The organism is Microbacterium deminutum (assembly GCF_039530205.1).
Taxonomy (GTDB): Bacteria; Actinomycetota; Actinomycetes; order Actinomycetales; family Microbacteriaceae; genus Microbacterium; species Microbacterium deminutum.
In genome coordinates, this window is sequence record NZ_BAAAOG010000001.1 from 49,140 (window position 1) to 69,267 (window position 20,128).

Sequence of the window (20,128 nt, forward strand, 5' to 3'; positions counted from 1 at the left end):
ACCCCCACCGAAAGGAGCGCCTCGTGCGCATCGCCAACCTCTCCCAGCGCCTCGTCCTCGTCGCGGACGACCTCGCCCTCGACGTGGAGCGAGCGAGCGGGGGGACGTTCTCCGCCGACCCCGCCGCGGTGTTCGCCCGCTGGAATGAGTTCGCCGCGTGGGCGGACTCCGTCGATGTGACCGGGCATGCGGCATCCGCGCCCTTCTCCGCGGCGGATCTCGATGCGCCGTCACCGCGCCCGCGTCAGGTGATCGGCGTCGGCCTCAACTACGCCGACCACGCCCGGGAGTCGGGGCTGCCGATCCCGGAGCGTCCGGTGGTGTTCACCAAGTTCGCCTCATCGGTCGTCGGCCCGGATGTCGATGTGCACCTGCCCGGTGACACCGTCGACTGGGAGGCCGAGCTCGTCGTGGTGATCGGAGCGGGCGGGCGCGACATCCCGGAGTCGGAGGCGCTTTCGCGCGTCGCCGGCTACACCGTCGGACAGGACCTGTCCGAGCGGACGGTGCAATGGCAGGGGCAGCCCGCCCAGTTCAGCATGGGGAAGTCGTTCGAGGGCTTCGGTCCGACGGGCCCGGTCATCGTCTCACTCGACGAGTTCGCCGATCCCGGCGTTCTGGGGATCTCCACGACGATCGTCGGAGCCGACGGCACCGAGGACCGGGTGCAGGACGGCTCGACCGATCAGCTGATCTTCACCGTGCCGCAGCTCGTCAGCATCCTGTCGCAGACGCTCGAACTGATTCCAGGAGACCTCATCTTCACGGGAACCCCGTCCGGCGTCGGTGCGGGGATGGAGCCCAAGCGATTCCTCGTCGACGGCGAGTCGCTCGTCACCGAGATCGAGGGGATCGGGAAGATCACGCAGCGCTTCCACCGCTGAGCCGCGCGACGGGCGCTTCTCTCCTTTCGGCGAGCTATCGTCGGACGATGCGCGACCCCATGCATTTCGACGCGGATGCCGCAGGCTACGAGTCGGCGCGTCCGCCCTATCCGGACGCACTGTGGGCCTGTCTGCACGAGCTCGGCGCTCTGCGCCCGGGCCTGCGGGCGCTCGATCTCGGTGCGGGGAGCGGACAGGCCACCGGTCCTCTCCTCGAGGCGGGACTGACCGTCACGGCAGTGGAACCGGGAGTCCACCTCGCGGCGAGGCTGAGTGAGCGGTTCCCCGAAGCTGTCGTGCTCGTCTCACGCGCAGAGGACGCGGTGCTTCCCACCGGCTCCTTCGACGTCGTGGTGGCTGCGACATCCATCCACTGGATGGACCTGGCGGTGGTGCTGCCGAAGGTGCGCGCAGCGCTGGTGGACCGCGGCCTCCTGCTGGTATGGGCGAACGAATACGGCGACCCATCCGTGCCCCGCACCCCGTTTCGAGAGCGCGTGGAGACGATCGTGCGCGCACGTGCACCGCTGCCGCCGGATGACCGCCAGGCGCTCGATCCGCCCCGATGGGCCGAGACATTCACCCGAGGGGGACACTTCCGCGTCGTCCGGCAGGAGCTTTTCCGGTGGGCGATCGACCTGGATGCCGCGCAGGTGCGGGCGCTGTTCGCGACCTTCAGCAACTGGACCGCTGACGAGGCGAACGAGGCCGCGGATGCCGTCTGCAGCCTCGGCGGGACCGTGCACGAGCACTACACCACGCCCCTGATCGCGCTGGAAGCCGTCTAGCGACTCGGTGTCGTCGCCGGCTTCAGCTGCCGGACACGCGCGCGACGAGGGGCCCGACACGCGGTGTCAGCTCGCCCGGCACCGTGAGGTAGGAGATGCCGGTCGCCTCACGCAGCTCTGCGAGGGCGTCGGCGTCGCGGTCGACATCCCCCGACAGCATGGTGGCGGATCCTGCCTCGCGCAGGCCGTCCGGCGTCAGCCCCTGCTGGTGGCGCAGCCACGCGGGGATGTCGTCGCCGACCCCGGTGAGCTGCACGGCGAGCTCGATGTCTCCTGCGTGAACCCGTGCCCGCTCGGCGAGCGCCGCGAGTGTCGCGAGGTCAGCGGTCGGCGGAGTCGGCAGCGCGAGGGTGTCCGCCATCCGGGCCGCGATTCCGAGCATCCGATCTCCGCTGCCCGCGATGACGATCCGGGGAACCGGGTCGATGCCGCCGCGCACCGCCGTGACGGTCGCCTCGACCTGCGTGACCCGTGCGCCGGCGCTGCCCCACTCGACACCGAGCGCCTCGGCATCACGTTCGCCGCCGGGACGACCCGCGCCGATGCCGAGCTCCACCCGCCCGGCTGACAGCTCCTGCAGCGTCTTCACCTCGCGCACGACCTCGGCCGGTCGGCGCAGCGCCGACGCGATCACCCACGTCCCGAGGCGGAGGTTGGTCGTGGCCGCGGCGACGGCCGCGAGCACGAGGAACGGCGATGGGGTCCAGAGCGTGTCGGGTACCAGGAGGGTCGAGTACCCGTCGTCCTCGAGGCGGCGCGCGCCATCGGTCCATGCCGATGCAGGACCGCGCACGCCGGCCACGGCTCCGAAGCGGAAAGGGCGTCGTGATGTCGTCATATCGCCATGCTCGTCCGTCGAACGAATCCGCGCATTCCCCTCGCGGAGGTTCTTGGCGTACTCCCGGCGGGGTATGGCCGCAGGATTCCCCGCTATGCGGCTTCGAGGATGCGCTTGGCCTCGACGAGAGCGGCGACCTCGGCATCCATCGACCTCTGGACCGCGCCGCCCATCAGAAGCTTCTTGACTCCGGACAACTCCGCGGACAGCGTGAACTCGACCCGCGTGTGGTCGCCCTCCGCACTGAAGCGGAAGTCGCCGGACGGACGCACCGGCCCGGCGACCACCGTGAACGAATACCGCGAATACGGTTCGCAGCCGGTGACCTCGATGTCGGCGGGGATGGTTCGGCCGCCTGGTCCGGCGACCGACTGCGAAATGCGGCTTCCGACCGCGACCGGTCCGTCGGCGCTGATGGAGATCACGTGGGTGCGCCACCGCCGGTCGTTTCCCGGAGTCGTGAAGAACGCGAACACGTCCTCGACCGGGCGATGGATGAGAACCGTGTTCGTCGAGCGGGCCATGGCGTGATGGTACGCCTGCGCCGAAGGTCAGAGCCGTCCGGCCGCGCTGAGCACGGCGAGGACGTCCGAAGTGACCCACTCGTCGATGCCGCGAGGCACTGCTGACCCCCACGAGACCGCCTCGATCCCCGAACGATCTTCTCCGCGCCTTCGTGACCCGAGACACGTCGATGTCGGTCAGGTACATCGGTGCGAGCCAACGACCGAGCATCACATCGCGCATCGCGACGAGACGCTCGTCGCCCGCGGGAAATCCGAGTGCGGCGAGGGACTGCAGCGCCCAGTGCGGACCCCGCCACTTCGCGAAGGCCGGGAGCCGCGGCATCCGTCGATGATCCCCTTCGCGCGGTCGGAGCGCCGGATCTGCTCCTGCAGCGCCCGCACCGCCGGCGCGTCGTGCGGTTCCGCCAGCACGGCGGTGCGCCCCCGCCATCGGATGGAGGGTTCGTCGCTGGCGAGAAGCTGCGAGACGATGTCACCCATCGGGCTCAGTATGGCCCCGAGCCGCGTGTGGGTGGTGCCGGGTACCGTGCCAGCCATGGCGGAACGGGTCGAAGCGTGGTGGGCACGCCGGCAGTTCTCGCGGGGCGCCGACGTGCCGTATGCCGTCGGCACCTATCGCGAGGCGTGGGCGGCGTTTCCGATGCTCATCCGGCAGTATCACCCCGAGCTCAACGCCGGCATCACCCTGACGCAGATTCCCCCCGCCGCGGACGTGCTGCTGCTCTGGCAGTGCGAGGCCGGGCACCTGTTCGCGGCGACGCCGAGCGAACAGCGCGCGCGTCCGGGGCGCGAGCGCCGCAGGTCCGCGTGGTGTCCCGAGTGCGCAGGGCTCGCGCAGCCGCCGCGAATCCGGCCGGCCGGCGAGCCGAGGCCGTCCGTCACGCGGACGCCGCCGCCGCTGTGCGCGAAGACGCCCGAGCTGCCGGTGGGCGAGCCGTTCGTGAGCGAATGCGCCCCGCGGCCCGCGTCCGCCGTCGAAGCGCGCCTGCGCGCCGACCTCTTCGCGCGTCTCGGTGTCACCGATGGTTTCAACGCGGTGCGGGTGAGCCGACCGTTCTTCGACCATCTCGAGGTGTGGCCCGACATCCTGCTCCCCGAGCTTCGCATCGCGCTGGAGTACGACAGCCCCGGCCGGTTCGGGCTCGAGCACGTCGGCAAGCGCGAGGAAGCCGATCGGCGCAAGGACCGGGTGCTGCGCGCCGCCGGATGGGAGATCGTTCGGATCCGCACCGGCAAGCTCGAGAAGCTCGGCCCGTATGACGTTCAGCTCTCGTCTCTGGGCCGGCGCGGCGTCGATCGACTGCTCGACGCGTTCCGCGACATCCGAGGATCGCTGCTGATCGACGCGTATCTGCGGTGACCGTACGCGCGCCGGGTCAGCTCAGCGACGCGATCTCGGCCCGGGCGGCCAGCACCAGCTCCTCGTTGGTGTGCGCGATGCCGCCGAGACCCCAGCCGCCGGGGATCGCTTCGGTCAGCAGCACCCACGTGCGGTCCTTGAGGCCGGCATCGCCTGCGGCATCCGCCACCAGCTGGGTCAGCTGGGCCGTCACAGCAAGCTGCTTGTCGCGGTCGAGCGCTCCGGCGTTGGTGAGCACCTGGATCCGGACGTAGTCGCTCGCTCCGGCGACGTTCGAGAGCGCGCCGTCGGCGAGCTCGTGCACGAAGGCGGCGGTGTTGTTGCGGAACATCGGGATGTCGGGCACCTGCTCGACCCGCATGACCACGGCCGCGGCATCCCGGGCGAGCGCGTGCACGTCGGGGAAGGTGCCGGCAGTGGCGTAGATGTCGATCATGGGCATGGCGGGCTCCTTGTTCGAGGGACGTGACAACTATGGACTATGATGATCGTCATAGTCAAGACCCGGCGATCTGGAGGGGGCGGTCTATGACAGCGGGAGTCCGCGGCCGCATGATCGACACCGCCGTCGTTCTGCTCGCCAAGCACGGATATCAGGCGACGTCCTTCAGCACTGTGCTCGAGGCATCCGGTGCTCCTCGCGGCTCGATCTACCATCACTTTCCCGACGGCAAGGATCAGCTGATCGGCGAGGCCGTGCGGGTCGCCGGCGACCGGGCGATCGCCCTGCTCGATTCGCTCGAAGGACGCGGGCCGATCGACATCGCGCACGGATTCCTCCAGATGTGGCGCGCACTCCTGGTCGCCACGGACACGAGGGTCGGATGCTCGGTGCTCGCGGTGACGGTCTCGGCGCCGACGGCGCAGCTGCGGGATGCCGCCGGCGCCGCGTTCGCGGGATGGCGAGGTCGCCTCGCGGAGCTTCTCGTGGCGGGCGGTGCCGAGCGGTCCGAAGCCGATCGATTCGCCGCGCTCCTCATCGCCGGGTCCGAGGGCGCGGTCGTCATGGCGCGGGCGTCGGGGAGCCTCGAGCCGTTCGACACGGTCGCCGACCAGCTCGAGCAGGTCGCGGCCCGGCTGTCGCCCGACCCCCGCCGGCCTTAGACTCGCCGCGGCGGTCGCGGTCGTACCCGTCGGTCCGCGCCCCGAGGAGGGCTCATGTACAGCGTCCCCGATCAGAGCGGTCGCCGCTTCGTCGTGACCGGCGCCAACAGTGGGACGGGGCTCGAGGCCGCCACGCGCCTTGCCGGCGCCGGTGCCTCGGTGCTCATGGCGGTGCGAGACATCGGCAAGGGCGAACAGGCGCGTCGCGACATCCTGAGCGTGCATCCGGATGCCGATCTCGAGGTGCGGCGTCTCGATCTCGCCGATCTGGCCAGCGTGCGCGCGTTCGCTGAGTCTGTCGACGCCGACGGCGCTCTCGACGTGCTTGTCAACAACGCCGGGGTGATGGTGCCCCCGAATCGGATGACGACCGTCGACGGGTTCGAATTGCAGCTGGGGACGAACTTCCTTGGCCCGTTCGCGCTGACGGTGCGGCTGCTGCCGGTGCTGCTGCGGGGCTCGGCGCCGCGTGTCGTCACCATGAGCAGCATGGTTGCGAACTACGGCCGGATCCATTTCGACGACCTCCAGTCGGTCCGCAGCTACCGACCGAGCCGCGCCTACTCGCAGTCGAAGCTCGCCGACCTGCTGATGGGCGTGCGGCTGGCGACCGTGGCCGTGGAGCGCGACTGGCCGCTGCTCAGCACGATCGCGCACCCCGGATTCACGCGCACGAACCTGCAGACCTCTGGTCGCAACCTCGCGCGCGAGACACCGCTGCCGCCCATCCGGCGGTCGACGCTCCCGTCGCAGGAGCCCGAGCAGGGTGCCGAGCCGCTGCTGTTCGCCGCTTCCGATCCGGACGCGGATCAGGGCGCGTACTACGGCCCGAGCCAGTGGGGCGGTCTTGTCGGTCCGGCCGTCCGCGTCGATCTGCCGCGAAGTGCCCGAGGCGTGGACCTCCCCGCCTCGGTGTGGGCGATCGGCGAGTCGCTCACGGGCGAGCGGCTGTCGCCCTCCTGACGGACCGGCCCGACGTCAGAGGTGCGCGACGCCTTCGCCGCGTCCGTCGATGATCGGCGCGGTCATCCCCCGGGCCGACGGCCGGATCCGTCGCGGCACGGTCGCGCGGTGGCGGACGTACAGCCAGACCACATCGCGGCCGAACGACTCGATGAGCAGGACGAGGCAGCCGAGTACCACGACGGCGTCGAACCACGTGGGCGCAAGCCCCGACGCGGCTGACGCGAGCGAGATGCCGGTGACGGCCGCGACGACTTTGCCCCAGTACCGGGGCGGCACGGCGCCGCGCAGCCAGGGGAGCAGCCACCCCGCCACGACGTACGCGTATCGCATGAGCCCCAGCATGAGCACCCACCATCCGAGGTCCTGCGCGACGAAGGCGCTCAGGACGAGGATGAGGAAGGCATCCACCTCCATGTCGAAACGCGCGCCCAGTTCGCTCGCGGTGTGCGTGCGCCGGGCGAGCCAGCCGTCGACGGCATCCAGCGCGAGCGCGGGTGCCGTGAGCCCAATGAGCAGGGGCACCGAGATCTGGGTCGTGAAGGAGGTCGCCACCAGCGCCGTGATCACTCCGACCAGCGTGGAGCGGATGGAGGTGGCTGCGTTCGCGGGACCGAAACGTGCCGCGCCGCCGCGAAGCAACCCCCTTGTCAGCAGAAGGTTCGAGACGATGAGGTAGAGGCATCCGGCGATCCAGCCGGCGGGGGAGAGCCCGTCTGACGACGCGACGATCACCAGGCCGACGAGGCCGCCGACGACCGACGAGAGCGGAGCGAGGTGAACCATTTGCACGATGAGATCCGTTCTCTCCTCATGGGTACCACTCATGACACGTACGCCGCGTGCGCGAAGGTTCAATCGGGGGGTGCAGCGCAGTGACGCAGGCCACGGCATTCTGGGTGGAGACGCCGGGCCGGGGGGCGCTGCGGACCGGCGAGCTGCGCGATCCGCAGCCCGGCGAGGTCCGGGTGCGGACGGTGTACACGGGCATCAGCCGGGGAACCGAGTCGGTGGTCTTCCGGGGTGAGGTGCCCACCGGTGAGCACGAGCGGATGCGCGCACCGTTCCAGGAGGGCGACTTCCCCGGGCCGGTCAAGTACGGCTACCTCAATGTCGGCGTCGTCGAAGAAGGTCCCGCCGATCTGCGGGGTCGCGCCGTGTTCACTCTGTTCCCGCACCAATCGACCTTCGTGGTGCCCGCGTCGGCGGTCACCGTGGTCCCCGATGGCGTCCCCGCCCACAGGGCCGTTCTTGCGGGGGCGGTCGAGACCGCGGTGAATGTGCTGTGGGATGCCGCGCCCCTCGTCGGAGACCGCATCACCGTCGTCGGGGCGGGGATGATCGGATGCGCCGTCGCGCGGCTGGCGCGCGAGATCCCCGGCGTGGACGTGAACGTGGTCGATGTGGACCGCTCGAAGGCGTCTGTCTGCGAGCGGCTCGGAATCGCGTACGAGCATCCCGAGGACGCACCGCTCGATCGGGATCTGATCGTGGACGCGAGCGGGTCCGAGGAGGGTCTGCAGTTCGCGCTGCAGGCCACGGTGGTCGAGGGGGAGATCATCGTCGCGAGCTGGTTCGGCGACCGCCCGGTCCGGCTCAACCTCGGCGAGGACTTCCATTCCCGCCGATTGACGATCCGTTCGAGCCAGGTCGGCATGGTCTCGCCGCGGCGACGCGCGAGCCGGACGACCACAGATCGGCTGGAGCTCGCCCTGCACCTCCTGCGCGACAAGACCTTCGACGCCCTGCTCGATGAGACCTCGTCATGGCGAGATCTGCCCGAGGTCATGGCATCCGTCGCCGCGGGAACCTCGCCAGGTCTTTGCCACACGATCGACTGGAGGGATGCCGAGTGACCTACTCCGTCACGGTCCGGGACCACATGATGGTCGCCCACAGCCTCGTCGGCGAGACGTTCGGCCCCGCCCAGCGGCTGCATGGCGCGACCTATGTCGTCGACGCGAGCTTTCGCGCCGAGAATCTGGACGGTGACGGTGTCGTGGTCGACATCGGACGGGCCTCGGACGCGCTTCGCGGCATCCTCTCGACTTTCTCGTACCGGAATCTCGACGACGAGCCGGAGTTCCAGGGGATCAATACGACGACCGAGCGGCTCTGCGGCGTGATCGCTGAGCGGCTCGTCACGGCTGCACGTGACGGCGATCTCGGGGTGGGGGGCTTGGGGCTCACCGGGGTCGCCGTCACGTTGCATGAGTCGCACATCGCGTGGGCGACGTGCGAGGTGACACTGTGAATCCGGGCGGGGGCGGCGTCGTCCACTTGGTCGTCCCCGACGACATCGACGATCAGGCCCGGGTGAGCGGCGGCAACGTCTGCGACCGCCGTGTGAGGGACGGCCTGATCGGCCTCGGCTGGACGGTGCGGGTGTCGCCGGTGGCGGTCGACGCGCCCGCCGCAGCCCATCAGGTGCTCTCGCACGTGCCGGACGGCGAGCTCGTGCTGATCGACGGGCTGGTAGCCACCCGTTCACCGGCGGCGGTGGAAGTGGCCTCTGAGCGCCTGCGCATCGTGGTGCTGGCGCACATGGTGTCGGCGGCCTTCCCTGACGCCGATCCACGTGATGTCGACGGCGAGCGAAGGGCGCTTTGGGTCCCGCGGGCGGTGATCGCGACGAGCGCCTGGACTCGGTCCGAGCTCCTGAGCCGCAACCTCGTGCCGTTCAGCCCGGTCGTCGTCGCCCTGCCGGGTTCGGACGACGCCGTCGCGGCCACCGGAACGCCGAGCGGCGGAGCCCTCTTGTGCGTCGGCGTGGTCGCGCCGCACAAGGGCCAGGACACCCTGGTCGAAGCACTCGCGAACCTCGAGCCGGGGGCGCCGTGGACGTGCACGATCGTCGGCTCGCTCGAGAGCAGCCCGGAATTCGCGGAGCGGGTAGCACGACTGGCGGAAGAGGCCGGGCTCGGCGACCGGGTCCGGATGGCGGGAGTGCTCGGCGCGGACGAGCTCGATCGGGCCTACCGGCGGGCAGATCTGCTCGTCGCGCCGTCTCGTGCCGAGAGCTACGGCATGGCGATCGCGGACGCGCTGCGGCGCGGCATCCCGGTCGTGGCCAGCAGCGCGGGAGGGATCCCGCAGACGGTCGCCCGCAGCCATGCGGCGGTGCTGGTGCCTCCCGGTGAGCCGCGCGCGCTGAGCACGGCACTGCAGCGGTGGATGGTCGATCCCGCCCTGCGAGCACGACTCGCGGACGAGGCGCGGCGCGGACGATCGGACCTGCCTCGATGGGATGACAGCATCCAGCGGATCGCGAAGACCCTCGCAGGTGTGCGATGACCGCCGTCATGCCGAAGTCGGCGGAGTGGCAGGCGCTGCGCGAGCACGCGGACGGGCGGTCGCGATCACGGGCGCTGGCGGTCGCGGCGGCGAGACTGACCCGTGGCCCGATCGTCGTGCACGACCTCGGCAGTGGCAGGGGGTCGATGCTGCGTTGGCTCGCCCCGTTCCTCGGCGGACGGCAGACCTGGGTGCTCCACGACGCGGATCCGGCCCTGCTCGCGGGTAGCCCCGAGGATCCCGCCGGGCTGTCGAGCCCCCCGGTCGTGATCCGCGCGAGCGAAGCGGATGCCTCGCCCCTGAGCGACGACGCACTCGAAGGCGCCTCGCTCATCACGGCGTCGGGTCTGCTCGATCTCATCACCCGCGAAGAGGCGCAGGCGATCGTGCGCGCGTGCGTCACCTCGGGTGCGCCTGCGCTCCTCACGCTCACGGTCACCGGGCGTATTCGCCTCGAACCGGTCGATCCCGGGGACCGCGTCTTCGAATCGACGTTCAACGACCATCAGCGACGGATGGCGGGCGATCGCCGCCTGCTCGGGCCGGATGCCGTCGGCACGGTGGTCGATCTCTTCCGCGATGCCGGCTGGTCGGTGCGGGTCGCCGACTCGGCCTGGCAGCTGGACGCGACGGATCAGCGGCTCATCCAGGAGTGGCTGGAGGGAAGGGTCGCCGGGGCGGTCGAGGAGCGGCCGGCACTCCAGGAATGGGCGGACGAGTATTCGCGCACCCGCGCCCGGCAGCTCGCCGACGGCACGCTCCGCATCGTCGTCGACCACCAGGACATCCTCGCGTGGTCGCCATGACCGCCGCCGTCGGGGCACGGCCGGCGCGCGCGGCGCCGAGTGCCGCTCGCCTGCGCGCATGGGGGCGGGGCGCTGTCGGCGCCGTGATCCTCGTGGCGATCATCCTTCAGGCGGGCGCTGCGCCGTTCGTCCGCGGACTCGCCGCCGTCTCGGTTCCCTCGGTGGTGGCGGCACTGCTGCTGACCGCGGCGGCCACGGCCGCGGCGGCCTGGCGGTGGCGGATCCTCGCCGGCCGGCTCGGCCTGGCACTGACGTGGCCGCAGGCCGTGTCGGCGTACTACCGATCGCAGTTCCTCAACACCGTCCTGCCCGGTGGCGTCGTCGGTGACGTGCACCGCGCCGTCTCGCACGGACGCAGCGTCAGCCAGGTCGCGCAGGCGTCGCGGGCAGTCGTCGCCGAGCGCACCGCCGGGCAGGTCGTGCAGATCGGGCTGGCCGTCATGGTGCTGGTGGCGCTCGGGATGTCGGCCTACGCTCCCGCTGTGGGCATCGTGCTCCTCGCGGTGGTCGTCGCCTGCGCCGGAGTGGTCGTCGCGGCGGCTGTCAGCACGCGTGCGCGCGATGTCGTCCACCGCGAGCTCGACGCCGTCAGGACGGCGTTCGGGACCGTCGGCACCGTCGCCAAGGTGGTCGTCGCCTCCCTGGTCGTGGTCGCTGGCCACGTCGCGACCTTCGTGGTGGCCTGCCTCGCGGTGGGGGTCGATGCGCCGCCCCAGCGACTGGCCGCTGTCGCGCTCATCGCGGTGCTCGCCGCCTCCATTCCCTTCAACATCGGGGGATGGGGCCCGCGCGAGGGGGCGGCGGCCTGGGCGTTCACGTCGGCCGGACTGGGCGCGGCCACCGGGCTCGCCGCGTCGACCGCCTTCGGCGTGCTGGCCATGATCGCCGTCGCACCCGGCGCGGCGGTGGCGGCGGCATCCGCTTTTCACCGTCGCCGCGCGACCCGTGCCGCAGCGGTCGAGGAGTCGTCATGAACCGTCCGTACGTGACCCTCAGCTGCGCCATGTCGCTCGACGGCTACCTCGACAGCGCCGCACCCCGGCAGCTGTCGATGTCGAATCCCGCCGATTTCGACCGCGTCGATCAGCTGCGTGCCGAGAGCGACGCGATCATGGTCGGTGCATCCACCGTCCGCCGCGACGATCCTCGGCTCCTGGTCCGCAGCGCCGACCGCCGGCTCATGAGGATCGCCGCGGGGAGGCCTTACTCTCCGATGAAGGTGACCGTCACCTCGAGCGGCGATCTGCCCCCGCATGCATCGTTCTTCGCCGAGGGCGACGTGGCGAAGACGGTCTACTGTCCGGAGGGCAGCGTGCGCCGCGTCGCGGGCAGGCTCGACGGTGCTGCGACAGTGGTCGGCCTCGGCGCCTGCGTGACGATGACAGATGTCGTCGACGATCTCTCGTGCCGCGGAGTGAGACGGCTGATGGTCGAGGGCGGCGGACGACTGCACACTCAGTTCCTCGTCGAGGACCTCGTGGACGAGCTGCAGCTGGTGATCGCCCCGTTCTTCGTCGGGGAGGCTCGCGCGCCGCGATTCGTCGAGGCGGGGCGCTTCCCCTGGACCGCAACACGACGGGCGACCCTCGCCGAGACGCGACCGATCGGAGACGTCGTCCTCCTGCGGTACGCGCTGTCCGACCGCTTCGAGCCCGCCGTTCGCGAGGCCGAGGGCGCCGGAGGCCGCTCTGCGCGATCGTGAGGGCAGACGGTGAACGACGGGTTCGATGAACGGCGCGCACCACGCCGCGGTGCACGGGTGGCGACGATCGTCGCGTTCGCGGCGCTCGTCGTGGCTCCGCTCGTCACGGGGGCACTGACCGCGGGCACCCCGGCAGCCCTGCTCAGCCTGCCCGCGGAATCGATCGCGGTGCTGCTGATCCTGCTCGCAATCCCCGGCCGGCGGACCCGGTGGCTCGTCGCCGGGGCGTTCGGCGTGATCGTGGTCACCGCCACGGTGGTGGCCGCCCTCGACCTCGGATTCGAGGCGACGGTGGACCGCGCGTTCAGTCTGGTCGACGACGGCCCCGCGCTGCTCAGCGCGTTCGGGGTGGTGGGCGATGCCACGGGAACTCTCAACGCATTCGTCATCCTGGGCGTCCTGGTGGCGCTGCTCGTCGGCGCCGTGTTCGCGCTCGCGCGCGCCGCGCTGCGGGCGGAGGAGGTGACCGTGAGATCCGGGCGTGCCGGACGCCTCGTGGCGGCGACCGTGACCGCAGTGTGGATCGTGTGCGCGCTCGCGGGGGTCCATTCGCTGCCCGGCATCCCGTTCGCATCCGCCGACGCCGCATCGGCGCTCGCCGCCACCTCTGCGCAGACCGCTCAGAGCATCCGCGACCAGCAGACCTTCGCGGCCGCGGTCCGCACCGATCCCTATCGCACCGTTCCCTCCGACCAGCTGCTCAGTGCTCTCAAGGGAAAGGACGTCGTCGTCGCGTTCCTCGAGAGCTACGGCAAGGTCGCGGTGCAGGACTCCACCTTCTCGCCCGGCGTCGATCGGGTGCTGCGGGCCGGTGGCGCGCAGCTCACCGAGGACGGGTACTCCGCGCAGAGCGCGTTCCTCAGCTCACCCACCTTCGGCGGAGTGAGCTGGCTTGCGCATTCGACGCTCCAGAGCGGCGTCTGGATCGACTCCCAGCAGAACTACGACCGGCTGACCGCGGGCACGCGGCTCACGCTCACCCGGGCGTTCGAGAACGCGGGATGGCGCACGGTCTCGGTCGTGCCCTCGAACAGCGAGCCCTGGGCGCTCGGCAAGCAGTTCTACGGGTACGACGCCATGATGAACTCCCTGAACATGGGCTACCACGGGCCGGTGTTCAGCTACGCGCGCATCCCCGACCAGTACACCTGGCAGCACTTCTACGACGAGGAGCTCGCCGCCGCACACGCCCCGGTCATGGCCGAGATCGACTTCGTGTCGTCCCACACACCGTGGACCCCGCTGCCCCGCCTCGTGCCGTGGTCGGCCCTCGGCGACGGCTCCATCTTCGATCCGCAGCCCGCGCAGGGTCTGGCCCCGGTGGCGGTGTGGCCCGACCCGGAGCGCGTCCAGCGCGTCTACGGGCAGTCGGTCGAGTACACGCTGGGCGCGATGTTCTCGTTCCTGCACACGCACGACCAGCGGAACCTCGTGCTCATCGTGCTCGGCGACCACCAGCCCGCGAGGATCGTCAGCGGCGCGGCCGCGAACCACGACGTGCCCATCTCGATCATCTCGAAGGATCCCGGGGTGTTCGACAGGATCGCCTCCTGGCGGTGGCAGAGCGGTGTGCTCCCGACGCAGTCGGCCCCGGTGTGGCGGATGGACCAGTTCCGCGACCGGTTCTTCGAGGCGTTCACACCTTGACAGCCCGGGTCCCCGCGTCCCGCTCTGGATGGGAGCCGGCACGCTGCGCGGAACCTTCGCGCTAGATTCGCCTGGCGGGGGTCGGCCAGCGCCGCGAAGCGAGGTTCGCGTGAAGATCGGGATCATCGGCGGGGGCGCCGCCGGTCTCACGAGCGCGTGGCTGCTCGCTGATCAGCATGACGTGACCCTGTTCGAGGCCGAGGATCGGCTCGGCGGTCACGCCCACACGATCGACGTCGAGACCGATGGCCGGCGAATCGAGATCGATGCCGGCTTCCAGTTCTTCGGCGGGGGCCAGTCCTACCGCCGGTTCAACCGGCTGCTCGACGCCCTGAACGTCGCCCGGTCGTCTTACCCCGCGACGTTGACGGTCTTCGACGCACGCGACCAGCACGCGGTGGTCCTCCCGCCCTTCCGCGACGGGCGACCCGTCCAGTCGTCGCTGACACCTTCCGCGATCGGTTCGATGCTCCGCTTCCGCCGGTTCCTGGCACGCATCCCCGCCTTCCTCGGGCAGCACGACAAGACGATCACGATCGAGGACTATCTCGCGCAGGAGCGGATGCCGAAAGCCTTCGTCGATCGATTCCTCTACCCCTTGCTGCTGTCGTTCTGGTGCGTCGAGCTGTCGGAATTCCGGGGGTTCGCCGCATACAACGCGCTGTATTACCTCGGCGCGAACATGCCGTCGGGCCTGACGCCGCCGCCGCAGAGCGAGGTCGCCGGCGGACTCAAGGTCTATATCGACGCTCTCGCGAATGGGATCGGGCGGGAAGGGATCCGGTTGGATGCCGGCATCCGTCGTATCGATCAGGAGGGGGACGGGTACTCGATCGTTGATTCCCACGGCCGCCGCGACACGTTCGATCACCTCGTCCTCGCGACGAACGCGCGTCAGGCGCTCGCTCTGATCGAGTCCATTCCCGTGCTCGACACGCGCAGCGAGCAGCTGCGGCGATTCCGCTACTTCGACACGACGATCGCCATCCACGGCGACCGGCGCCTGATGCCCCGCGACGAGCGGGCGTGGTCGGTCGTCAACGCGCGCTGGGATGGGCGCCACAGTTCGCTGTCGATCTGGAGTCCCGCCCGTGGTCTGCCGATCTTCAAGAGCTGGATCACCTTCGACGAGGCGATGCCCGAGCCGCTGCATGCGATCGCGACCTATCAGCACGGCATGATCGACCTCGAGTACTTCGATGCGCAGCAGCGTCTGAAGCTGCTGCAGGGTCAGCACCGGCTGTGGCTGGCGGGCCTCTATGCCGACGACGCCGATTCGCACGAGAGCGCGATCCGCTCGGCGATGACGGTCGCGCGATCGCTCGCTCCTCATTCCCGTCGCCTGAAACTGCTGGAATCCCCCTGAACCGGTACGAGGCTGCCCGCGCTCGTCTACGACGAGACGCAGGCGATCAGCGACGTGATCAGCCACCTCGTCGAGCTCGGCCACGAGCGGATCGCCCAAGTGGTCGGCCCTCAGACCGGCGCGCAGGCGCGGCTGCGACGCGCGCTGTATCAGCGCGTGCTTCGCGATCACGGCCTGGATGACTCGTGGTGGGCCGAGGGGGACTGCACGGCGGCCGGGGGCCGTGTGGCCACCCGGACCCTGCTCTCGTCGGTCGACCGGCCGACGGCGATCGTGTACTCGAACGACCTCATGGCGATCGCGGGGAGCGCGAGGCTCGAAGGTAGGAGTTCACCGTTCTGAGGATAGGGGCCGCCGCCAGCTCCTGCTCGCGTCCCTCGGGGACGCCGATCACACGGATGTCCCGGCTCTCGCCCGGCAGCAGGGTCAACAATGCGTCGTCCGATTCGGCGGCGGGCGAGATGCGATCGGCGAAGATGCAGACATCTCGCACGACGGTGTCCGCTGCGAGCGTGAGCACGACGGTCTCCCCGTCGCGCCGCAGGGATGTGCGCAGCGCCGGCTCGGTGAGGTCGAGGTCGCGATCGACGGCGAAGAACCGGTGGGCGACGGCGGTCCCGCCGGGTTCCAGGGCGACCAGAATCTCCGCGTGCGGGTCGGTGGCGACGCACACCTCGGCGGGCAGGGTCAGAGTCGCGACGCCCAGCGGCTCGACCTCGACCCGGAGGGGCTCCTCGGCGAGGACCTTGCCGTCGAAGCTCAGCCGGCGCACGACCACATCGAGGTCCCACTCGTCGCGCTCATCGTTCACCGCCACCAGAGCGAGTGCGCCGTCCTCGCCGCGAGGCTGGAGGGTGAGCAGCCGCGGGGCGTAGGCGTTGCGCAGGGCGTACCAGAGCGGCTTCCGGCGGCCGTCGCCGTCGATCGCCGCCCAGCTCGTCACCGGCCAGCAGTCGTTGAGCTGCCACACGATGGTGCCGCTGCAACGGGGCCGGAGCGAGCGGAAGTGCTCGATGCCGAAAGCCACCGCACGGGCCTGGTTCAACTGGGTCGCGAAGTGCCAGTCCTCGGTCGTCTCAGGCGCCGGCAGATGAGGCTCGAGGCCGCGACGCAGCTTTCCCGCTCCGTCGTTCGCCTTCTGGTGCGCGAGCATTCCCGGCGACTCCGGGGTGAGCGGATCGTCATGGATGGCGCGTGTCATGGTCGACCACGTCGGCGGACCCTGCCAGCCGAACTCGGCGACGAAGCGCGGCCGGTAGTGCGCATACACGGAGTAGTCGACCTCGTTCCAGACATCCCAGATGTGCTTCGGACCGTGGTCGTCGTCGTTGGGATGGATGGCGGGATCCCCCGAGTAGGGACTGCCGGGCCAGTACGGCCGAGACGGATCCACCGCGGCGACGGCCTCGGGAAGCATCTCCAGGTAGTACCCCGCGCCCCACGGTCTGCCGCCGAGCGTCTCGCGCCAGTCCCAGTCCAGCATGCCCCAGAAGTTCTCGTTGTTCCCGTTCCACAGCACGAGGCTGGGGTGGGGCATGAGACGTGCCACGTTGTCGCGCGCCTCTGCGCGGATCTCGGTCGCGAGTCGGTCTTCTTCGGGATAAGCGGCGCAGGCGAACAGGAAGTCCTGCCAGACCAGCATCCCCGCCTCATCACAGGCACGGTAGAACTCGCGGCTCTCGTACACACCGCCGCCCCAGACCCGCAGGAGGTTGATGTGCGCCCCCAGAGCCTGCCCGATGCGGGCCTGCAGCCGGCTCGCGTCGACGCGCGGGAGGAAGCAGTCGTCGGGGATCCAGTTCGCGCCTCGCACCGGAACGGGGATGTCGTTGACCACGAGGGTGAACGGCGTGCCCTCGGCATCGGGCGCGGTGTCCAGGCGCACCGACCGGAAGCCGAGCCGCTCGCGCCACTGGTCGTGGAGGTCGCCCGACTCGGTGCACAGCCGCACCGACGCGTCGTACAGCGCGGCTTCGCCCAGACCTGCCGGCCACCAGCGGCGCACCCCGTCGAGGTCGATCGCCATGCGGACACTCAGGACCCCGGGCTCGACGACGCGGCTCACTCGGGCGTCGCCGAGGGTGATCTCGACGACGATGTGCTCCTCGCCGGTGTCGGTGTCGGTGCCGGTGATGTCGACCTCGAACACCGCGTGTCCGCGGTCTCCTTCGACGGTCAGGGTCGGGCGGACATCGCCCAGACGCGGCTCGTCGCCCGTCACGAGCAGGACGTCACGCCAGATGCCCGCGGTGACGAGTGACGGACCCCAGTCCCAGCCGAAATTGCATGCCGACTTGCGCATGTAGTTGAACGGGGCTGGATACTGACTCGGGTACGCGCCAAGACGGGCTCGCTCGGCCTCGCCGAACGCCGTCGCCGACGCGAACTCGACCCGCAGCGTGTTCGGTCCGTGGTGGAGTGCGTCGGTCACATCTACGTCGTAGCGGCGATGCTGGTTCTCGCTGCGCAGCACGACGGGCTCGTTCACAGTCACCGTTGCGACGGTGTCGAGCCCATCGAAGTGCAGCACGCGGCGGCGGCGCGGATCGACGATGTCCAGGCTGCGCTCGTACACCCAGTCGACCCACCCGATCCATGAGACCAGGTCTTCGTTGCGGTCGAGGTAGGGGTCCGGGATGAGACCCGCAGTGAGCAGGTCGGTGTGGACGGTGCCCGGCACGGTCGCGGCGATCGGGAGCGCCTCCCGCACCGCCGCGGGGACCACCGAATCCGAGGCGCCGTTCGCAAGGCGGAGCGTCCAGCCCTCATGCAGGGGCGTGCGATCGATCATGGGTCTCCCGTCGGCGCGGAGGCGGTCGGTGCTCGACACTGCGCACCACCATCATCCTTGAACCGGTTCAACACGATCGTTGCCGACCCCACGACAGCCGAATCGTACGGCGATCCGCAGAGAACCCGTCGAGCCCACGGACGGCCCTGCACGCGGGCGTTCACGCCGGCCGCGCGACGGCGGCGATGCGGTCGGCCATGACCTTGGCGCCGCCTGAGGACGTGAACCCGCCGTCGACGGGGATCTCGGCGCCGGTGATGTAGGAGGCGGCATCCGACAGCAGGAAGGCCGTCACCATCGCAACCTCGTCCGCCTGTCCGACCCGCTCGAGCGGCGTCAGCTCCAGCTGCGCCGCGCGCATCGCGTCGGGGGCGGATGCCGTCATCGGCGTCTCGATGAACCCCGGGTGGATGATGTTGACCCGGATGCCGCGGGGTCCGAACTCCGTCGCCGCCACGTGGGTGAGTCCTCGAAGCCCCCATTTGCTGGCCGTGTACGCGGCGGGCTAATGGCCGGTGAGCGCCGCGGTCGAGCCGACGTTGACGATCGACGATCCCGCGACCATCAGCGGCGACAGCGCCTGGATGCCGAGCATCGCCCCGCTGAGGTTGACCGCGATGACGCGGTCCCAGTCCTCCCGGGTGAGGGCACCGAGGCGCGCACGGTGGGTGATGCCTGCGTTGTTGACGAGGCCGTGGACAGCGCCCGAGTCGACGAGCTGCTCGGCCAGCGCGGTCCAGTCCGCTTCGGAGGAGACGTCCAGCCGCCGGTAGCGGATGGCGGTCCCCTCGAACGCGGCTGGGACGACGTCCCCGAGGTCCGTGGCGACGACTCGCGCTCCGAGCTCGTGCAGCAGCAGGGCCGCCGCCGCGCCCTGTCCCGCAGCGGCGCCCGTGACCACGATCGTGCGTCCGGCGAGCGACCCACCTGCGCTCGTCATACGGTGACGCCCGCTGCGGGATGCAGCTGCGAATCGACGATGCGCGCGGCCTCGGCGAAGATGCCGCGCATCCACACGTGCTCGGGGTCCCGGTTGTGAACCGGATGCCACCACAGGGCATTGAGCACCGGGGTGGCATCGAACGGGGCGGCGAGGATCCGGATGCCCCCGACCTGCTGGGCGAGTGGTGCGAGGCCGGCCTGCAGGAGCCCGAGCCTGTTCGTGCCGGTGATGAAGTGCGGCAGCGCGAGGAAGCTCTCCACCACCACCTCGACACGTGGTTCGATGCCCAGCTGCTGCAGCTGCCGTGCCGCGGAGGTGAAAGCGGTGCGCGACTGATACGTGAACACCCAGGGCATCTCGCCGAGGACCTGCATCGACAGCTCCTCGCCGATGGATTCATTCGACTCGGACGCGACCACCACCCACCCGTCCCGCCACAGGTCGACGTACGGCAGATCGGTGAGGTAGCCGTGGGGGATCATCATGCCGTCGACCGCCCGCAGGCGATTCGCCACATCGTCGACGATGGCGGGGTTGTGCAGCATGAACCGGAAGCGCACCCCCGGCGCACGCTCGGCGGCCAAGCGCGACACCGCCGTCCCGACCGTGGCGAATCCGTAGTCGGACCCGTACACCGAGAACTCCCGCGTCGAATCGAGGGGATTCCACGTCGCCTGGCTCTCGAAGACGCGGCGTGCGGCCTCGAGGGCGGTCGTGGTGTGCTCGGTCAGCCGGATGGCCAGAGGCGTGAGCTCATAGGTGTTTCCGCGCCGGGCGAGGATCGGGTCGTTGAAGTGCGTGCGCAGTCGTGCGAGGGATGCACTCAGCGCGGGTTGGCTGAGGTGCAGGCGCTCGGCCGCGCGGGTGACGCTGCGCTCGGTCAGCAGCGCGTCGAGGGCGACGAGCAGATTCAGATCCAGTCGGGAGAGCAGCGGTTGGTCGGACACGTCGGTGTGTTCTTTCGCGGTCGGGATGCCTCGGCCCAGTGTATCCGCGCGGTCTATGGGGTAGGTAGCGACCATCGCTCAGGACGATGGGCGCACGTCGAATGGTTATGCGCGCATTCGTCTTACTTATGTGGGAAACGCACCTAAAGCTGATAGCGTGAATCCTGC

At 70.2% G+C, this 20,128-nt stretch carries 20 protein-coding genes and 1 pseudogene; 14 read left to right on the forward strand and 7 right to left on the reverse strand.

All coding sequences use genetic code 11. The features are described 5' to 3' along the window. Positions 1 to 23 precede the first annotated feature (23 nt). Together ABD212_RS00240 and ABD212_RS00245 are read left to right on the forward strand one after the other, a co-directional pair. Positions 24 to 884 carry a fumarylacetoacetate hydrolase family protein gene (locus ABD212_RS00240; protein ID WP_344089967.1) on the forward strand — a complete coding sequence of 287 codons (861 nt, stop codon included), beginning with the start codon at positions 24 to 26 and terminating at the stop codon, positions 882 to 884. Positions 885 to 931: 47 nt separating this feature from the next. After that, positions 932 to 1,672, forward strand: coding sequence for a class I SAM-dependent methyltransferase (locus tag ABD212_RS00245; protein WP_344089969.1), 741 nt, complete (start codon positions 932 to 934; stop codon positions 1,670 to 1,672). Between the two features lie 22 nt (positions 1,673 to 1,694). On the opposite strand, the gene ABD212_RS00250 is transcribed toward ABD212_RS00245, so the two are convergent. Then, the gene (locus ABD212_RS00250) at positions 1,695 to 2,510 is read right to left on the reverse strand and encodes an LLM class flavin-dependent oxidoreductase (RefSeq protein WP_344089971.1); all 816 of its coding nucleotides are present in this window, start codon (positions 2,508 to 2,510) and stop codon (positions 1,695 to 1,697) included. 92 nt (positions 2,511 to 2,602) lie between these two features. Next, positions 2,603 to 3,034, reverse strand: coding sequence for an SRPBCC family protein (locus ABD212_RS00255; protein WP_344089973.1), 432 nt, complete (start codon positions 3,032 to 3,034; stop codon positions 2,603 to 2,605). 538 nt (positions 3,035 to 3,572) lie between these two features. Between ABD212_RS00255 and ABD212_RS00260 the strand changes: the two genes are divergently transcribed. Continuing rightward, complete coding sequence (locus ABD212_RS00260; protein WP_344089976.1) at positions 3,573 to 4,397, forward strand: zinc-ribbon domain-containing protein; 825 nt, start codon at positions 3,573 to 3,575, stop codon at positions 4,395 to 4,397. Positions 4,398 to 4,413: 16 nt separating this feature from the next. Here ABD212_RS00260 and ABD212_RS00265 read toward each other — a convergent pair whose 3' ends face one another. Continuing rightward, positions 4,414 to 4,839, reverse strand: coding sequence for a tautomerase family protein (locus tag ABD212_RS00265; protein WP_344089978.1), 426 nt, complete (start codon positions 4,837 to 4,839; stop codon positions 4,414 to 4,416). Positions 4,840 to 4,925: 86 nt separating this feature from the next. On the opposite strand from ABD212_RS00265, the gene ABD212_RS00270 reads away from it, so the two are divergent. Next, complete coding sequence (locus tag ABD212_RS00270) at positions 4,926 to 5,501, forward strand: TetR/AcrR family transcriptional regulator (protein WP_344089980.1); 576 nt, start codon at positions 4,926 to 4,928, stop codon at positions 5,499 to 5,501. A gap of 54 nt (positions 5,502 to 5,555) precedes the next feature. After that, the gene (locus ABD212_RS00275; protein WP_344089983.1) at positions 5,556 to 6,464 is read left to right on the forward strand and encodes an SDR family oxidoreductase; all 909 of its coding nucleotides are present in this window, start codon (positions 5,556 to 5,558) and stop codon (positions 6,462 to 6,464) included. Positions 6,465 to 6,479: 15 nt separating this feature from the next. Here ABD212_RS00275 and ABD212_RS00280 read toward each other — a convergent pair whose 3' ends face one another. Then, positions 6,480 to 7,250, reverse strand: a complete 771-nt coding sequence (locus ABD212_RS00280) for a CDP-alcohol phosphatidyltransferase family protein (RefSeq protein ID WP_344092357.1) — start codon at positions 7,248 to 7,250, stop codon at positions 6,480 to 6,482. A gap of 89 nt (positions 7,251 to 7,339) precedes the next feature. Between ABD212_RS00280 and ABD212_RS00285 the strand changes: the two genes are divergently transcribed. The 9 genes from ABD212_RS00285 to ABD212_RS00325 all read left to right on the forward strand — a co-directional run bounded on the left by ABD212_RS00285 (position 7,340) and on the right by ABD212_RS00325 (position 15,621). Beyond that, a complete protein-coding gene (locus tag ABD212_RS00285) occupies positions 7,340 to 8,320 on the forward strand; it encodes a zinc-dependent alcohol dehydrogenase (RefSeq protein WP_344089986.1) in 981 nt (326 codons plus the stop codon). Beyond that, entirely contained in the window at positions 8,317 to 8,718 is a 402-nt protein-coding gene (locus ABD212_RS00290; protein ID WP_344089989.1) for a 6-pyruvoyl trahydropterin synthase family protein, read from the forward strand. The genes ABD212_RS00285 and ABD212_RS00290 overlap by 4 nt, the downstream gene beginning before the upstream one ends. Then, positions 8,700 to 9,758, forward strand: coding sequence for a glycosyltransferase family 4 protein (locus ABD212_RS00295; protein ID WP_344089992.1), 1,059 nt, complete (start codon positions 8,700 to 8,702; stop codon positions 9,756 to 9,758). The genes ABD212_RS00290 and ABD212_RS00295 overlap by 19 nt, the downstream gene beginning before the upstream one ends. After that, a complete protein-coding gene (locus ABD212_RS00300; RefSeq protein ID WP_344089994.1) occupies positions 9,755 to 10,564 on the forward strand; it encodes an SAM-dependent methyltransferase in 810 nt (269 codons plus the stop codon). The genes ABD212_RS00295 and ABD212_RS00300 overlap by 4 nt, the downstream gene beginning before the upstream one ends. Beyond that, positions 10,561 to 11,538, forward strand: a complete 978-nt coding sequence (locus ABD212_RS00305; protein ID WP_344089995.1) for a lysylphosphatidylglycerol synthase transmembrane domain-containing protein — start codon at positions 10,561 to 10,563, stop codon at positions 11,536 to 11,538. Before ABD212_RS00300 ends, ABD212_RS00305 begins: the two co-directional genes overlap by 4 nt. Next, positions 11,535 to 12,266: a RibD family protein gene (locus tag ABD212_RS00310; protein WP_344089997.1), complete on the forward strand. Its 732-nt coding sequence runs from the start codon at positions 11,535 to 11,537 to the stop codon at positions 12,264 to 12,266. Before ABD212_RS00305 ends, ABD212_RS00310 begins: the two co-directional genes overlap by 4 nt. Before the next feature lie 57 nt (positions 12,267 to 12,323). Beyond that, the gene (locus tag ABD212_RS00315) at positions 12,324 to 13,913 is read left to right on the forward strand and encodes an alkaline phosphatase family protein (protein WP_344089999.1); all 1,590 of its coding nucleotides are present in this window, start codon (positions 12,324 to 12,326) and stop codon (positions 13,911 to 13,913) included. Positions 13,914 to 14,022: 109 nt separating this feature from the next. Further along, positions 14,023 to 15,279 (forward strand): FAD-dependent oxidoreductase, encoded by a 1,257-nt coding sequence (locus ABD212_RS00320; RefSeq protein WP_344090001.1) that lies wholly within the window; start codon positions 14,023 to 14,025, stop codon positions 15,277 to 15,279. A 54-nt stretch (positions 15,280 to 15,333) separates the two neighbouring features. After that, complete coding sequence (locus ABD212_RS00325; protein ID WP_344090002.1) at positions 15,334 to 15,621, forward strand: substrate-binding domain-containing protein; 288 nt, start codon at positions 15,334 to 15,336, stop codon at positions 15,619 to 15,621. Here ABD212_RS00325 and ABD212_RS00330 read toward each other — a convergent pair. The 3 genes and pseudogenes from ABD212_RS00330 to ABD212_RS00340 form a co-directional block, all read right to left on the reverse strand. Further along, positions 15,569 to 18,070, reverse strand: coding sequence for a glycoside hydrolase family 2 protein (locus ABD212_RS00330; protein ID WP_344090003.1), 2,502 nt, complete (start codon positions 18,068 to 18,070; stop codon positions 15,569 to 15,571). The two genes, ABD212_RS00325 and ABD212_RS00330, sit on opposite strands and share 53 nt — an antisense overlap. A gap of 160 nt (positions 18,071 to 18,230) precedes the next feature. After that, positions 18,231 to 19,010: pseudogene (locus ABD212_RS00335) on the reverse strand (SDR family NAD(P)-dependent oxidoreductase). Further along, entirely contained in the window at positions 19,007 to 19,960 is a 954-nt protein-coding gene (locus ABD212_RS00340; RefSeq protein WP_344090004.1) for a LysR family transcriptional regulator, read from the reverse strand. Before ABD212_RS00340 ends, ABD212_RS00335 begins: the two are co-directional and overlap by 4 nt. Positions 19,961 to 20,128 lie beyond the last annotated feature (168 nt).

Bases quoted from the DNA above. Each gene is read 5' to 3' on its own strand.
- ABD212_RS00250 (WP_344089971.1), bottom strand. From the start codon at position 2,510: ATGACGACATCACGACGCCCTTTCCGCTTCGGAGCCGTGGCCGGCGTG.
- ABD212_RS00280 (WP_344092357.1), bottom strand. From the start codon at position 7,250: ATGGTTCACCTCGCTCCGCTCTCGTCGGTCGTCGGCGGCCTCGTCGGC.
- ABD212_RS00260 (WP_344089976.1), top strand. From the start codon at position 3,573: ATGGCGGAACGGGTCGAAGCGTGGTGGGCACGCCGGCAGTTCTCGCGG.
- ABD212_RS00265 (WP_344089978.1), bottom strand. From the start codon at position 4,839: ATGCCCATGATCGACATCTACGCCACTGCCGGCACCTTCCCCGACGTG.
- ABD212_RS00275 (WP_344089983.1), top strand. From the start codon at position 5,556: ATGTACAGCGTCCCCGATCAGAGCGGTCGCCGCTTCGTCGTGACCGGC.
- ABD212_RS00300 (WP_344089994.1), top strand. From the start codon at position 9,755: ATGACCGCCGTCATGCCGAAGTCGGCGGAGTGGCAGGCGCTGCGCGAG.
- ABD212_RS00245 (WP_344089969.1), top strand. From the start codon at position 932: ATGCGCGACCCCATGCATTTCGACGCGGATGCCGCAGGCTACGAGTCG.
- ABD212_RS00270 (WP_344089980.1), top strand. From the start codon at position 4,926: ATGACAGCGGGAGTCCGCGGCCGCATGATCGACACCGCCGTCGTTCTG.
- ABD212_RS00330 (WP_344090003.1), bottom strand. From the start codon at position 18,070: ATGATCGATCGCACGCCCCTGCATGAGGGCTGGACGCTCCGCCTTGCG.
- ABD212_RS00305 (WP_344089995.1), top strand. From the start codon at position 10,561: ATGACCGCCGCCGTCGGGGCACGGCCGGCGCGCGCGGCGCCGAGTGCC.
- ABD212_RS00255 (WP_344089973.1), bottom strand. From the start codon at position 3,034: ATGGCCCGCTCGACGAACACGGTTCTCATCCATCGCCCGGTCGAGGAC.
- ABD212_RS00310 (WP_344089997.1), top strand. From the start codon at position 11,535: ATGAACCGTCCGTACGTGACCCTCAGCTGCGCCATGTCGCTCGACGGC.